15 protein-coding genes are annotated in these 14,536 nt (G+C 60.9%); 5 read left to right on the forward strand and 10 right to left on the reverse strand.

The features are described from left to right. The first annotated feature begins 13 nt into the window (after positions 1–13). Positions 14–1,792 carry an acyl-CoA dehydrogenase C-terminal domain-containing protein gene (locus HX855_RS15580; protein WP_177088861.1) on the forward strand — a complete coding sequence of 593 codons (1,779 nt, stop codon included), beginning with the start codon at positions 14–16 and terminating at the stop codon, positions 1,790–1,792. Positions 1,793–2,018: 226 nt separating this feature from the next. On the opposite strand, the gene HX855_RS15585 is transcribed toward HX855_RS15580, so the two are convergent. Beyond that, the gene (locus tag HX855_RS15585) at positions 2,019–2,909 is read right to left on the reverse strand and encodes a LysR family transcriptional regulator (RefSeq protein ID WP_010167419.1); all 891 of its coding nucleotides are present in this window, start codon (positions 2,907–2,909) and stop codon (positions 2,019–2,021) included. A 209-nt stretch (positions 2,910–3,118) separates the two neighbouring features. Here HX855_RS15585 and HX855_RS15590 point away from each other — a divergent pair, with 209 nt between their 5' ends. The 4 genes from HX855_RS15590 (at position 3,119) to HX855_RS15605 (ending at position 5,560) form a co-directional block, all read left to right on the forward strand. Then, positions 3,119–4,399, forward strand: a complete 1,281-nt coding sequence (locus tag HX855_RS15590) for an aspartate aminotransferase family protein (protein ID WP_177088860.1) — start codon at positions 3,119–3,121, stop codon at positions 4,397–4,399. Positions 4,400–4,635: 236 nt separating this feature from the next. Continuing rightward, a complete protein-coding gene (locus HX855_RS15595; protein WP_177088859.1) occupies positions 4,636–5,001 on the forward strand; it encodes a type II toxin-antitoxin system RelE/ParE family toxin in 366 nt (121 codons plus the stop codon). After that, entirely contained in the window at positions 4,985–5,305 is a 321-nt protein-coding gene (locus HX855_RS15600; protein WP_063026725.1) for a DNA-binding transcriptional regulator, read from the forward strand. The genes HX855_RS15595 and HX855_RS15600 overlap by 17 nt, the downstream gene beginning before the upstream one ends. A 96-nt stretch (positions 5,306–5,401) precedes the next feature. After that, entirely contained in the window at positions 5,402–5,560 is a 159-nt protein-coding gene (locus tag HX855_RS15605; protein WP_003211049.1) for a YqaE/Pmp3 family membrane protein, read from the forward strand. Between the two features lie 6 nt (positions 5,561–5,566). On the opposite strand, the gene pqqE is transcribed toward HX855_RS15605, so the two are convergent. From pqqE to HX855_RS15650, 9 genes are all read right to left on the reverse strand, one after another. Continuing rightward, a complete protein-coding gene (gene pqqE / locus HX855_RS15610; protein WP_177088858.1) occupies positions 5,567–6,706 on the reverse strand; it encodes a pyrroloquinoline quinone biosynthesis protein PqqE in 1,140 nt (379 codons plus the stop codon). Next, the gene (gene pqqD, locus HX855_RS15615; protein WP_177088857.1) at positions 6,699–6,974 is read right to left on the reverse strand and encodes a pyrroloquinoline quinone biosynthesis peptide chaperone PqqD; all 276 of its coding nucleotides are present in this window, start codon (positions 6,972–6,974) and stop codon (positions 6,699–6,701) included. The genes pqqE and pqqD overlap by 8 nt, the downstream gene beginning before the upstream one ends. Further along, the gene (pqqC, locus tag HX855_RS15620) at positions 6,971–7,723 is read right to left on the reverse strand and encodes a pyrroloquinoline-quinone synthase PqqC (RefSeq protein ID WP_177088856.1); all 753 of its coding nucleotides are present in this window, start codon (positions 7,721–7,723) and stop codon (positions 6,971–6,973) included. Before pqqC ends, pqqD begins: the two co-directional genes overlap by 4 nt. Before the next feature lie 11 nt (positions 7,724–7,734). After that, positions 7,735–8,646 carry a pyrroloquinoline quinone biosynthesis protein PqqB gene (pqqB, locus tag HX855_RS15625; protein WP_010167410.1) on the reverse strand — a complete coding sequence of 304 codons (912 nt, stop codon included), beginning with the start codon at positions 8,644–8,646 and terminating at the stop codon, positions 7,735–7,737. 77 nt (positions 8,647–8,723) lie between these two features. Beyond that, positions 8,724–8,798: a pyrroloquinoline quinone precursor peptide PqqA gene (pqqA, locus tag HX855_RS15630; protein WP_003194766.1), complete on the reverse strand. Its 75-nt coding sequence runs from the start codon at positions 8,796–8,798 to the stop codon at positions 8,724–8,726. Positions 8,799–8,966: 168 nt separating this feature from the next. Continuing rightward, complete coding sequence (gene pqqF / locus HX855_RS15635) at positions 8,967–11,330, reverse strand: pyrroloquinoline quinone biosynthesis protein PqqF (RefSeq protein WP_177088855.1); 2,364 nt, start codon at positions 11,328–11,330, stop codon at positions 8,967–8,969. A gap of 51 nt (positions 11,331–11,381) precedes the next feature. Further along, positions 11,382–12,176: a carbon-nitrogen hydrolase family protein gene (locus HX855_RS15640; protein ID WP_177088854.1), complete on the reverse strand. Its 795-nt coding sequence runs from the start codon at positions 12,174–12,176 to the stop codon at positions 11,382–11,384. Positions 12,177–12,186: 10 nt separating this feature from the next. Continuing rightward, on the reverse strand, positions 12,187–13,869 hold the full coding sequence (locus HX855_RS15645; RefSeq protein ID WP_177088894.1) for an NAD(P)/FAD-dependent oxidoreductase: 1,683 nt from the start codon (positions 13,867–13,869) through the stop codon (positions 12,187–12,189). Between the two features lie 167 nt (positions 13,870–14,036). Further along, a complete protein-coding gene (locus tag HX855_RS15650) occupies positions 14,037–14,519 on the reverse strand; it encodes an Lrp/AsnC family transcriptional regulator (RefSeq protein WP_177088853.1) in 483 nt (160 codons plus the stop codon). Between the last annotated feature and the right edge of the window lie 17 nt (positions 14,520–14,536).

Raw genomic sequence — 14,536 nt, forward strand, 5'->3', positions numbered from 1 at the left:
CACGAGGTTTGCCATGGCTGACTACAAAGCGCCGCTGCGCGATATGCGCTTCGTCCTCAACGAAGTTTTCGAGGTCGCCAAACTCTGGGCTCAACTGCCTGCGCTGGCCGATACCGTCGACGCCGAGACCGTTGAGGCAATCCTCGAAGAAGCCGGCAAAGTCACCTCCAGGACCGTAGCCCCGCTCAGCCGTGGCGGCGATGAAGAAGGCTGCCGCTGGGAGAATGGCGCGGTGTTCACCCCGGCGGGCTTCAAGGACGCCTACACCACCTACGCCGAAGGCGGTTGGGTAGGTGTCGGTGGCGACCCGGCCTACGGCGGCATGGGCATGCCCAAGGCGGTGTCGGCCCAGGTTGAAGAGATGATCAACTCCTCGGGCCTGGCTTTTGGTCTGTACCCGATGCTGACCTCCGGCGCCTGCGTGTCGATCAACACCCACGCCAGTGAAGAACTCAAAGCCACTTACCTGCCGAATATGTACTCCGGCGTGTGGGCCGGTTCCATGTGCCTGACCGAGCCCCATGCCGGCACCGACCTGGGGATTATCCGCACCAAGGCTGAGCCTCAGGCAGACGGTTCCTACAAGGTCAGCGGGACCAAGATCTTCATCACCGGTGGCGAGCACGACCTCACCGACAACATCATCCACCTGGTACTGGCCAAGCTGCCGGACGCACCGGCGGGGCCCAAGGGCATCTCGCTGTTCCTGGTGCCCAAGTTCATGGTGAATGCCGATGGCAGCCTGGGCGCGCGCAATCCGGTGACCTGTGGCTCCATCGAACACAAGATGGGCATCCAGGCGTCCGCGACGTGCGTGATGAACTTCGACGAAGCCGTGGGTTACCTGGTGGGCGAACCCAACCGCGGCCTGGCCGCGATGTTCACCATGATGAACTACGAGCGTTTGGGCGTCGGTATTCAAGGCCTGGCCTCCGGCGAGCGCTCTTATCAGAACGCCATCGAATATGCGCGCGACCGCCTGCAGAGCCGTTCGCCAACCGGTCCGAAAGCCACCGACAAGGTCGCTGACCCGATCATCGTCCACCCGGACGTGCGGCGCATGCTGCTGACCATGAAAGCCTCGAACGAAGGCGGCCGTGCGTTCTCCACCTATGTGGCAATGCAACTCGACACCGCCAAGTTCAGCGAAGACGCCACCACCCGCAAACGCGCGGACGACCTGGTGGCCTTGCTGACTCCGGTGGCGAAGGCGTTTCTGACCGACCTGGGCCTGGAAACCACCGTGCACGGCCAGCAGGTGTTCGGCGGCCACGGTTACATTCGCGAATGGGGCCAGGAGCAACTGGTGCGTGATGTGCGCATCACCCAGATCTACGAAGGCACCAACGGCATTCAGGCCCTGGACCTGGTGGGACGCAAGATCGTCGGCAGCGGCGGGGCGTTCTATAAGCTGTTCGCCGACGAGATCCGCCATTTCACCGCCACGGCCGGTGCCGAACTGGCCGAGTTCACCAAGCCGCTGAACGCGGCGGTGGATGACCTGGATGAGTTGACCGCCTGGCTGCTGGACCGCGCCAAGTCCAACCCGAATGAAATCGGTGCGGCGTCGGTGGAGTATCTGCACGCGTTTGGCTACATGGCCTATGCGTACATGTGGGCCCTGATGGCCAAGGCAGCTTTGGGCAAAGAGGCGCAGGAAGACTTCTACGCCAGCAAACTGGGCACCGCGCGGTTCTACTTTGCCCGCCTGCTGCCGCGGATCGCGTCCCTCAGTGCTTCGGTAAAAGCCGGTAGCGAATCGCTGTTTTTGCTGGATGAAGCCCAGTTCTAAGGGCTTGGAGGGCGTGTAAGCAATCTCTTACATGACGTGCTGCTATTCGTCCTCTATCGCCATATTGGATCCACGGATAATCTACTTCACATGGACGTCGCGCAGGAAGCGCAAAGCAACAACACGGACACGTAGGATTCTGCCAGGAAGGCGGAGTGAAATGGATGTCAGGGAAACAGTCTGCAAAGCCCCGCTTCGGCGGGGTTTTCTTTTGCCTGCGAAAAAGTCAGACCGGCGCGTTCATCACGTCTTCCAGCAGCGTGCGCAACAATTCCAGCGTTGCCTGCTGACGCTGCACATCCCGGCATACCAATCCCACTTTCAACGGCACCCGTGGTTCGCTCAACGGTTTCCACAGCAACCCCTTGCTGTTGTGTTCGTCCTGGGAGCGTCCGGGCAGCACTGTCGCCAACTTGGTGTGGGGCAGGCTGTCGAGAATCCCCACCATCGTATTCAACTCGGCCTGCACTTGCGGGCGTCGGCCCAGGTTGGCCAGTTGGCCTTGCCATATCTGCCGCACCTGAAACTCTTCCCCGAGCAGTAACATCGGCAACTCGGCGGCCTGCTTCAAGGAGACTTTCTTGAATTCCCGCAGCGGGTGATCAGACGGGATGACCACCTTCAGTTCATCTTCATACAGCAGCACGCCGTGCAATCCCGGCTGGCGCGGTGGCAGGTAACTGATGCCGATATCCAGCGAGCCATTGAGCAGCCGGCGCTCGATTTCCATACCGGTCAATTCGTAGATTTGCACCACCAGGTGCGGCTGGGCCTTGCGCACCCGTTCGAGCATCTGCGGCACCAGGCTGGTGTGCACGGTTTGCAGCACGCCGATCGCCAGGGTGCGCAATGCCTGGCCCTTGAAGTTGCGCAGCGCTTCCACTGCATGCTGCATGCCGTCGAGCAGGGGCAGGGCATGGTTGTACAAGGTGTGAGCCGCCAGGGTTGGCAGCAGGCGCTTGCTGCTGCGTTCGAACAGGCTCACATCGAGGTTCTGTTCGAGCTGGCGTATCTGCTGCGACAAGGCTGGCTGGGAGATCGACAGGCGCTCTGCCGCCCGGCCCACGTGGCCTTCTTCATACACCGCGACGAAATAACGCAGTTGCTTGAAATCCATAAGTAATGCTTATCGAAAAAGCTGGAAAATCGAAATGGCCGAGTGCCCCCCAGACGCCTAGTCTAGCGCCTATTCACAGGGCTTACAGGGCCGGAAAGTGCGATGAGTAGTGTTTATGTTGACGGTGTTTGCATAGGCAGGGCAAAAAACCTTCGCCATGGGTGGATCGGTGGTATCGACCAAGGTGCGATTGCCAAAGGGGTTCATCCATGAACCTGTTCAACCTGCGTCGCCCGGTGCCCAGCCTGGATGATCTGGTTCTCGACGCGAAACCCCCGACACTGCGCGACGATCTTTCCAGCGACTGCCTGATGCCCAGCGTTGCTCGCCCGGCCCAGGTGTTTGTGCGGGGCCAGGGTTCCTGGCTGTGGGACAGCGAAGACCGTGCCTACCTCGACTTCAGCCAGGGCGGCGGCGCCAACAGCCTGGGCCACAGCCCGCAAGTTTTGACCAAGGCGTTGGCCGATCAGGCCCAATCGCTGATCAACCCCGGCCACGGCCTGCACAACCGCGCTCAACTGAACCTCGCTGACCGCCTGTGCCACCGCACCGGCAGCGACCAGGCCTACCTGCTCAACAGCGGCGCCGAAGCCTGCGAAGCAGCGATCAAGCTGGCGCGCAAATGGGGCCAGCTCCATCGCGGCGGCGCCTATCGCATCATCACTGCCAGCAACGGTTGCCATGGACGCAGCTTTGCCGCGATGTCGGCGTCGGCGGCCGCCAGCGAAAATCGCTTCGAGCCGCAGTTGCCGGGCTTCAGCCACGTGCCGTTCAACGACCTGCCGGCGCTGCATGCCGCCGTCGACGCGCAAACCGTGGCAATCATGCTGGAACCGATCCAGAACAATGCCGGCGTCATTCCCGCGACCGAGCATTACCTCAAAGGCGTCGAGCGCCTTTGCCGCGAGCTGGGGATCCTGTTGATCCTCGATGAAGTGCAAACCGGCACCGGCCGTTGCGGCACTCTGCTAGCCGAACAGCACTACGGCGTACGCGCCGACATCGTCACCCTGGGCAAGGGCCTGGGTGGTGGTGTGCCGCTGGCGGCGTTGCTCGCGCGGGGCAAGGCGTGTTGTTTTGAGCTCGGAGAGCTGGAAGGCACCCACCATGGCAACGCGCTGATGGCATCCGCCGGTGTGGCAGTGCTGGAGACTGTGCTGAACCACGGATTTCTTGAACACGTCTGCGAGGTCGGCGCTTACCTGGGCGAAGGACTGGTTCGTCTGGCTCATCGCTATGGCCAGGGCGAATTGCGTGGCCAAGGCCTGATGTGGGGGCTGACCCTGTCGGAAGACTCTGCAGATGCCGTGGTAAAGGCAGCGCTCAGTGAAGGGTTGATCCTGAGCGCGTCACAACCGGGTTGTCTGCGCTTCACGCCGGCGCTGACGCTGAGCAAAAGCAACGTCGACGAAATGCTCCTGCGCCTGGCGCGTGCCTTCTCCCGGGTGCGCACCGCGCAGCTGCAATGCCGCAAGGGCATTGCCGTTTAACCCCGTATTTCCTGAACCGTCTCGCGGTATACGCAGCGCCTCCAGCCTGATTCTTTTGGTTGGGGGCGTTTTTTTGTCTCGAAATTTTTGGATTGAAAAGGGCGCTTGAGCATCGTTGGGAAAAGTGGCTTTTTAGCGGACGTCGGCAAGGACTGCCGATTGGGTGTGAAGATTTTTATCATGCTCTATTTCTAATCTATACCACTGGGTGGTATGTTTTTGGGAAGGGATGCCTTATGAGGCTCAGGCTGTTCAAAACGCGGAATTTTGCCAACGCAGCCAGCAAGGCTTGGATATGTGATTCGGAATTGAGGGAAGCATTCAGCGAGATGCTTGGCGGCCAAGCCGATAATTTGGGCGGCGGTGTTTGGAAGAAGCGTCTGAATCAGAACCGACATCGTTCAATTGTCTTGGCCAAGGGTAGGCATTACTGGGTGTATCAATTGCTATTTGCCAAGCAGAACCAAAGCAATATCAGTCAAAGCGAACTGGTTTGGTTTCGGTCGCTGGCTAAGACCTATGAAAGTTTTAGCGAAGCACAGATTCAGCAGATGCTGGATCTCAGGGAGTTTGTGGAGATACATCATGACCAAGAAATATAAAAGTGAGGCGTTTGAGTCCATTCACCAATCCGCGGAAGCGCTTTATGCCATAGGCGCCATTAATAAGACGACTCTTCGTGAGTTTGACGAGGCATGCCTTGCGGATATCCCGGCGCAAATCCCGGCCGAGCAAATCAAACAACTACGAGAGCGCAGCCACGTCAGCCAACCGGTGTTTGCGCGTTATTTGAACACCAGTGCCTCCACGGTGAAGCAATGGGAGTCCGGTGAGAAACGTCCCAGTGGCATGGCGCTCAAGCTATTGAGCATCGTGCAGAAGCACGGTTTGGAAATCCTGGCCTGAGGATGGCCCGGTGCCAGATCCCACTGAACCCTCAAGAGCGCCCAGGGTCGATTAGCTTGTACGGCTCACACGAGCCGATTTTCAGGAGCTGAACCCATGGATATCATTCGCATCATCATCGCCATTCTGCTGCCGCCACTGGGTGTGTTCCTGCAAGTGGGTTTTGCCGGCGCCTTCTGGCTGAATATTCTGCTGACCTTGTGCGGTTACATTCCGGGCATCGTGCACGCCGTGTACATCATCGCCAAACGTTAACAGGCCTCAGCCTTTCGCGATCAGCCGTGAGTTGCGCTCATTGCGAAAGGCCAGTTGCTCGATGGTCTGGGTGGCATGCTCCGCTTCCTCGCGGGCCTGGAGGATCATCCCGTGATGCTCCGATTTGCTGCACACCGGGTCGGTGTTGCTGGCATCTCCGGTCAGCATGAATGCCTGGCAGCGGCAGCCACCAAAGTCCTTCTCCTTCTCGTCGCATGAGCGACACGGCTCGGGCATCCAGTCATAGCCGCGAAAGCGGTTGAAGCCGAACGAGTCATACCAGATGTGTTGCATGCTGTGGTCGCGCACGTTGGGAAATTGCACCGGCATCTGTCGGGCACCGTGGCACGGTAGGGCAGTGCCGTCCGGTGTCACCGTCAGAAAGATACTGCCCCAGCCATTCATGCAGGCTTTCGGGCGCTCCTCATAGTAATCCGGCGTGACGAATATCAGCTTGCACGGGTGGCCTTCGGCTTCGAGCTTGGCGCGGTACTCGTTGGTGATGCGCTCGGCGCGTACCAGTTGTTCCTGGGTCGGCAGCAGGCCGACCCGATTGAGCTGGGCCCAGCCGTAGAACTGGCAGGTGGCAAGCTCGACAAAGTCCGCTTCCAGGGCAATGCACAGCTCGATGATGCGGTCGATCTTGTCGATATTGTGCCGGTGGGTGACGAAGTTCAGCACCATCGGGTAACCATGTGCTTTCACCGCCCGGGCCATTTCCAGTTTCTGTGCGAAAGCCTTTTTTGACCCCGCCAGCAAGTTGTTCACCTGCTCGTCGCTGGCCTGGAAACTGATCTGGATATGGTCCAGCCCAGCCTTCTTGAAGTCGCTGATCTTCTGCTCGGTCAGGCCGATGCCGGAGGTGATCAAGTTGGTGTAAAACCCCAGTTTGCGCGCCTCGGCAATCAGTTCGGCGAGGTCCTGGCGCACCAGCGGTTCACCACCGGAAAACCCCAACTGCGCGGCGCCCATTTCCCGGGCTTCGCGAAATACCTTGATCCACTGCTCGGTGCTCAACTCCTTGCCCTGCTCGGCGAAATCCAATGGATTGGAGCAGTAAGGGCACTGCAGCGGGCAGCGGTAGGTCAGCTCGGCGAGCAACCAGAGCGGCAGGCCGATTTCCGGCGTGGGTGGCAGATCAGGCAAGTTCGATCCAGTGCTGAGCACGGGCGACCTCCATGAATTGCTCGATGTCTTCACCGAGTTCGGGCACGCCCGGGAATTGCTGGTCCAGCTCGGCAATGATCGCGCTCACGTCGCGTTCGCCATCAATCAAGCCACCGATCAAGGCGGCGCTGTCGTTGAGCTTGATCATGCCTTCCGGGTACAGCAGCACATGGCCTTTTTGCGCGGGCTCGTACTGAAAGCGATAGCCCTGGCGCCAGGTCGGTTTTTTGCTGCGATCGAAGTTCATAGGGTGATCCCCTTATGCCATACACGCTGGTCCGTCACGCTGTGGTACGGCGGGCGGTTCAATTCGTAAGCCATGCTCATGGCATCGAGCATGCTCCAAAGAATGTCCAGTTTGAACTGGAGAATTTCCAGCATGCGCTCCTGGCCTTCGCGGGTGGTGTAGTGCTGCAGGGTGATGGCCAGACCGTGCTCCACATCCCGGCGAGCCTGGCCCAGGCGGGTGCGGAAATACTCATAGCCGGCCGGGTCGATCCACGGGTAGTGCTGGGGCCAGCTGTCGAGGCGCGACTGGTGGATCTGCGGGGCGAACAGCTCGGTCAGGGAACTGCTGGCGGCTTCTTGCCAACTGGCGCGGCGGGCGAAGTTGACGTAGGCGTCTACCGCAAATCGTACGCCGGGCAGTACCAATTCCTGGGAGCGCAGTTGATCCGGGTCCAGGCCCACGGCCTGGCCCAGGCGCAGCCAGGCTTCAATACCGCCGTCTTCACCGGGGGCTCCATCGTGATCCAGCAGGCGCTGGATCCACTCGCGACGGATCTCCCGGTCCGGACAGTTGGCCAGGATGGCGGCGTCCTTGAGGGGAATGTTCACTTGATAATAAAAGCGGTTGGCGACCCAGCCCTGGATCTGTTCGCGGGTGGCGCGGCCTTCATACATCGCCACGTGATACGGGTGATGGATATGGTAGAAGGCGCCCTTGGCCCGCAGGGCCTGTTCGAACTCGGCGGTGGTCAGCGGTGTGTCAGTCATTTGGCTCGCTCCTACAATTCAATGCTCATGCCGTCGTACGCCACTTCCACATTGCGCCGCAGCAACTCGGCTCGCTCGGGCGAGTCCTCATCCAGGATCGGGTTGGTGTTGTTGATGTGGATAAGCACCTTGCGCTGCTTGGGCAACTGCTCCAGCACTTCCAGCATGCCGCCGGGACCGTTTTGCGCCAGGTGGCCCATCTCGCGGCCCGTACGGGTGCCGACGCCACGGCGCTGCATTTCGTCGTCGTCCCACATCGTGCCGTCTACCAACAGGCAATCGCTGCCCGCCATGATCTCCAGCAACGGCCCGTCGACCTTGCCCAAGCCCGGGGCGTAGAACAGTTTGCCGCCGGTGCGCAGGTCTTCGACGATCAGGCCGATGTTATCGCCCGGGTGTGGGTCGAATCGGTGAGGCGAGTAGGGCGGCGCCGCGCTGCGCAGAGGCAACGGCGTAAAGCGCAGGTTGGGGCAGGCAGGAATGGTGAAGCTGGCATCCAGTTCGATGCGGTTCCAGGCCAGCCCGCCGTTCCAGTGGGTCAACATGGTGAACAGCGGGAAGCCGGTGCTCAGGTCTTCGTGGACCATGTCGGTGCACCACACCTGGTGCGGGCAGCCTTCGCGCAGGCTGAGCAGGCCGGTGGTGTGGTCGATCTGGCTGTCCATCAAGATGATCGCGCTGATGCCGGTGTCCCGCAGGGCGCGGCCGGGTTGCATCGGGGCAAACCCTTGAAGCTGGGCGCGGATGTCCGGGGAGGCGTTGCACAAGACCCAGTTCACGCCGTCATCGGAAATCGCGATGGACGATTGGGTGCGCGCCTCGGCACGCAGGCTGCCGTCACGAAAACCTGCGCAGTTCACGCAGTTGCAGTTCCATTGCGGGAAACCACCGCCCGCGGCGGAACCTAGAATCTGGACAAACATGGCCGCTCCATTACACACAACTCAAAAATAAAAACGCCCCGGGCGAGCCGAGGCGTTGCATTGCAATACAAAGCCAATCAGCGGCTGGCAAAGTACATGGTGACTTCAAAGCCGATGCGCAAATCAGTGTAAGCAGGTTTGGACCAAGTCATGTTCTTACTCCTACGAAGGGATGGGACGTCTACTACCAAGTAATACATATAGTCCACCTCCAGGCGCAGATGTTCAGAGGTGTGCGTATGAATGTTACGTACTTCTGTTAAAGATAGCGCTGTCCTGACGGAAAAAGCCTTTTACCGTAGCGGCAATGATCAGCTCGATCATTGCCAGGGTGCGGCCGGGCATGCGCCGTTGGCCACACAGCGCCAGCCACCTGCAGCGCCATTGAGTTGCTGTGCAGCGTCCATTAAATCTTTGTGGGTTCGGGTTTGGATGAAATCTTGCAGCTGCTGGATGTAATCCGACGGGTGGCCTGCCAAGTGCGCGTGCCAGAGCAGGTCAGCGGCTTGGGCGGTGGTGAGTGCATCGAGGGAAAATTGCCGGGCCAGATCACCTGGCAGTTCGCTGCCATTGATCAGGGCGGGCAGCTGTTTCAGGAACGTTTGCAGATGATCAAGAATTTGCGCAAGGGAAGCGCTGGGAGATTGCACCCCGAACAGCAGCCCAGTTTGCCCATTGAACTGTCGGATGCCGCTGAACACCGCGTAGCCCAATTGCAGTTCGACACGCAGGCGCTGGTAGAGCGGCGCTTGTATCAGGTGCCCGAGTAAACGCCAGCACGCCTCGTCGGCCAGGGATTGAGTCGGTGTGGGGCAGAACAGCAGCAACGCGGCGTCGCTGGAGTCGGTGCTCACGTCGTGCCACAGATGCTGGCCGCTGATCGACGCGCGTTCGCTGATGACGTTTGCCGGTTGGCCAGGCAGGCGCCCTGCGGCACTTTTAATCGCCGCCTCGCAAGCGGCGGGCAGCGCGACGGCAAGCCCTTGCCAGTGAGCGGTCGACCATCGATCTTGCGCGGCGGCCGGGTGTGCAGGTGTGACGCCGGCACAATACTCGGGCAATGCCTTGAGCAACTGACGGATGGCCATCGTCGGTACGGCGGGGGATTGCGTCACCGTCATTTCATCGAGCTGTGTCAGGCCGCGCGCGACTTCTTCCAGCAACGCAGGCATTGGCTCGTGGGCCCCGACCATTTTCAGTTGCCAGTGATTGCCGATGGTCTCGAAGGACAATTCGACGCCCGCCTGGCTGGCGTTCTCCCGCAGGTATGGGAAAAGGTCTGTGCGCAGCGGCGAATCCAGTTGCCAGTGCAGGTAAATCGCACCCTCGTCGGCGTCGTCCGGGATTGCCTGGCTAAAGGTCAGCGCCGACAGGTCCCGCCGCCCACGGGAGCGATCCTGGGCAAACGTACGCAAGCCGCGATGGGCACTGGTCTGGCCGCGAATCAGCCCCGGGCGCTCTTCCTTGACGGCAGGGCGCAGGAACGGATTGGCGGGCGGCAGTTGCCAGGCGTGTCGGGACGGCGGCAATTGCAGCGAGGCCAGCAGCGCCTTGAGAGAGGAGGCGCTCTGCTCGGACAATACTGGCTCGTTGCCCTGCCGGGCCAATGCCAGAGCGCCGCTGACCTGTTGTTTACGGGCGAACAGCAGGGCGAACTCTTCCCGCAGCAATGTCCAATCGCAGTGTGCGAAAAAGCTCAGCCAGTCGTGCAACAGTTCTTCGATCAGGGCCGTCTGTTGCGCACCCTGAGTGCCCAGGGTGAACTGAATATCCAGCAGCGCCTGGCCGGCGAACTGATACAACCGCGTCGCGTTGAGGGCGCTGGCCAACTGCCGCGACTGCAATTCGGCGAGCAATCCGCCCGGTGCCGAAGCGTTCAGCCACAGGCAGAGGAAGTCCAACGCTTCAGGGGACGCCTCGCTTGCCACGACCTGATGCCAGTGGTCTGCATGAGTGTGTTGATAGGTACGTTGATTGCCGGCCAGCAACGCTGGCGCAGGCTTTTGTGGCAGCAGCGGGCCAGTCTTCAGCACAGCGCCAAACTGTTGCGCCAACGCCTCCAGCTCCGCCAGTGACTGAGGGCCCGCCAGGCTCAAGGTCATTTGCCCGGTTTGATAGAAACCTTCATAAAAATCCCGCAACGCGTGCTGAAAACCCTCACGCTCTACCGGCAAGCTATCCCGGTTGCCCGCATGAAACGCCCGCAGCGGATGATCCGCCGCAACGCCTTCCAGCAAGGCCTGTTGCTGTTGCGCCGCGGCATCTTGCGACCAGGCGATAAATTCCGCCTGTAACACTTCACGCTCGCGCAACTGGTCTTCAATGGTCAGGCGCGGATGGGCGAGCATGTCGCCGAGGCGTTCCAGGGCGGCCTCAAATGCCGCTACCGGCACTTCAAAGAAAAAGTCGGTCGTGCGTTCGCGAGTGCTGGCGTTGACCTGCCCACCCTGGCGCTGCACGTAGGCCATCAGCCCTTCGTGTGCAGGAAAACGCTCAGTACCCAGGAACAACAGATGTTCAAGAAAATGCGCCAGTCCCGGCCACGCCAGGGGCACATCATGACTGCCCGCTGCAACGCGCAAGGCCGCCGCACACCGCTTCAAGCGCGGCGCATGACGCAAGGAAACCTGCAGGCCGTTGGCCAGGGTCAATGAAAGGTAATGAGGGTGGGCCGGCGCAGGCATGGGCACTTCCGAAACGTAGGAAGTGCCTATGCTAGCGCAAAGCGGCCGGGATCAGTGCTTGTGCAGCGCACCGTACAGCTCGGGGCGACGGTCCAGCAGGTAGCGATTGGCCGCGCGTGAGTCGACCATCAACTGCCGATCCAGGGTGCCGACAATCAATGCCTCATCGAGACCGGCCTGGGCAATCCGCTGGCCATCCGGCGCGGCGATGCTGCTTTGCCCGCAATACTGGATCTGGCCTTCCTGGCCGCAATAGTTGGCGTAGGCCACATAACACTGGTTTTCAAACGCCCGCGCCCGCACGGTGACATCGGCGACGAAATCGAAGGGCACCATATTGGCTGTCGGCACCAGGATCAACTCTGCCCCGGCCAGCGCCAGGCGCCGGGTATTCTCCGGGAATTCCAGGTCATAGCAAATCAGGAACCCCAGCTTCCAGCCGTTCAACTCCACCAGCGGAAACTCATCGTCCCCGGGGCTGAACATCGAGTGGTCGAGGTCGCCAAACAGGTGGGTCTTGCGGTAGTTGCAGAGGCGCTGGCCGTTGGCGTCGATCAACTGCACGGCGTTGTAGATCTGCCCGTCAGCCCCGCGCTCCGGATAGCCATAGAGGATCGCCACCCCCGAGTTTTTCGCCAGCGCAGCGATGGACTGCGCAGACGGGCCGTCCTGAGCTTCGGCCAGGGCGCCGACCGCCTCCACGCCGATGTTATAGCCGGTGAGAAACATCTCCGGCAGCACCAGCAGGTCGGCGTCGTTGGCCTCTTGCGCCAGTTGATGCAGGCGCTTGAGATTGCCGGCCACGTCCAGCGGTAAAGGCGGGCATTGATACAGGGCGACACGCATGGGCAACTCCTTACTCGGGCAGTGCGATGGGCCCGATCTCGTCGAACACATCCCCCGGCCCCGGGTTCTGTGGGTGAGTGCTGCCACCGAAGTGAGTCATGATGCCCCACACCGCATTCAGCGAGGTTTGCACGGCGCCTTCAACCCACGCAGGCGTCCAGGACACGTCGTCACCGGCGATGAAAATACCGCGTTGCTCTGCCGGCATGTCGTTCTGCATGAAGTGCGCGTACATCCGCTGGTTGTAGCGATAGTGGCCCGGCAGTGCGCCTTTGAAAGCACCGAGGAAATGCGGGTCGGCTTCCCACGACACGGTGATCGGATCGCCGATGATCCGTGCGGCAATGTCGACTTTCGGGTAGATCTTTTTCAGCGCATCGAGGGCCAGTTTTACGCGCTTTTCGATCGGCTGCGGGAGCATTTTCAGGGCGTCGCTCATCCACGAGTAGGACAGGCAAATCACCCCGGGCTTGTCGTCGCCATTGTCGAACAGATAGGTGCCACGGGTCAGGCGGTCGGTCAGCGTCATGCTCATCAAATCGCGGCCGGTTTCCGGGTCCTTATCCTTCCAGAATGGCCGGTCGACCATCACGAAGGTCTTCGACGACTGCATGTAGCGGGTGCGGTCGAGGGCCATCCACATCTTTTGCGAGAATAGGGTCTCGTCGCACTCGATCTGGGTGGTCAGCAGCCAGCTTTGGCAGGTGGTCAGCACGGCGGCGTATTCGCGGGTGTCGCCGTAGTTGTCGGTGACAGCGAAACGGCCGTCGGGGGCGTGGGCAATGCGCTTGACCCCGGCCCGTGGCGCGCCGTGGTGCAGCGAGCTGAGGCTGGTGCCTTCCGGCCAGTGGGCGCAACGCTCCGGCACATGGCGCCAGATGCCCATGGGCACCTGGGCGACGCCGCCGACCACCAGGTGCTGGTGATCGTCGCAGTTGGTCATCACCACGCGGAAGATTTCCAGCATCGAGTTGGGGAAGTCCGAGTCCCAGCCGCCGGTGCCGAAGCCGACCTGGCCGAACACTTCGCGGTGATGGAACGACAACTTGGCGAACGCCTTGGAGGTGGCGACGAAGTCGTAGAAGGTGCGGTCGTCCCACAACGGAACCAGGGTATTCCACAGCTCTTTCAGGCGCGGTACGTCACGGTCACGGATCGCCTGCTGGATATCGGCGAACTGCGACCCGGCTTCGAGGGCGTCGGCCCAGGCGTCAGCCACTTCCTGGAACAGTGCAGGTAGGTCGGCGAGTTTCTGTGCGTAGTGAGTCTGGCCTTCGAGGTCGATGACCGTGCTGCCGGAAGCGGGCGTCAGCGGGTTGGGAAACGGCTTGGTTTCCAGTCCGAGTTTGTCCACGTAGTGATAGAACGCAGTGGAGGACACCGGGAAGCGCATGCCACCCAGTTCGGCAATGATGCCTTCGGCGCCTTCAAACGCCTGGGAGCGCAGGCGGCCGCCCATTTTCGAGGCTTCGTACACCACCGGTTTCAAGCCCAGTTTCATCAGCTCGTAGGCGGCCACCAGCCCGGCAATCCCGGCGCCGACGATCGCCACTTCGGCGCCGTGGTTGGCGGCCGGAATGCTGCCCAGGCCGGCCGGGTGTTCGATCCAGTCATCGAAGGCGAACGGAAAGTCCGGGCCAAAGATGGTGATCGGTTTTTTGCCGTTGGCAGGGTGGCGGTTGGGCTTGCTGATGGTGCTGGAAGGAATGCTCATGGCTGACCTTGCTGGCGACTCGGCGGGGCGCGACCCGCTGAGTATAGGAAAAGATGGCAGCCATTCTAGGGAGCGTAGCGTTCGTTAATAAGACGCAAAGTGTCGTCGGATTGAATTGTTTTTAGTCAGAGTGACGAGGCAGGTGGTCAGATTGGTTGGCCGCGATCCAATTTGTTACTGAGGATGATCGAGGTGGTGGTCTTCTCCACGCCGTCGACGCTACCTATCTGGTCCAGCAGTTGGTCCAGTTGTTCCGGCGAATCGGTGCGCAGCCAGGCCACGTAATCGAACTCGCCGCTGACCGCACACAGTTGCTGAACCTGCGCCATGGCACTGATCCGGCGCAGCACTTCCTTGCCGGAGCGCGGTTGCACGGTAATGCCCACGTAGGCCTGTAAACCGCCATCCACCACCCGCTGGCTCAGGCGCACGCCATAGCCGGTAATCACTTGGGTTTTTTCCAGGCGTGCCAGGCGCGAGGTGACGGTGGTGCGCGCGATGCCCAGTTGTCGGGCGAGCATAGCCACGCTTTCGCGGGCGTTGATCTGCAACGCGGCGATCAACTGGCGATCGATTTCATCGAGGACGGAAGGGTGAGAGGCGGGCAAGGTGTTCTCCGGCGCGGGCATCAATGGGCGAGCATGTT

The organism is Pseudomonas sp. IPO3778 (assembly GCF_013386825.1).
In the GTDB taxonomy this organism is placed as follows: Bacteria; Pseudomonadota; Gammaproteobacteria; order Pseudomonadales; family Pseudomonadaceae; genus Aquipseudomonas.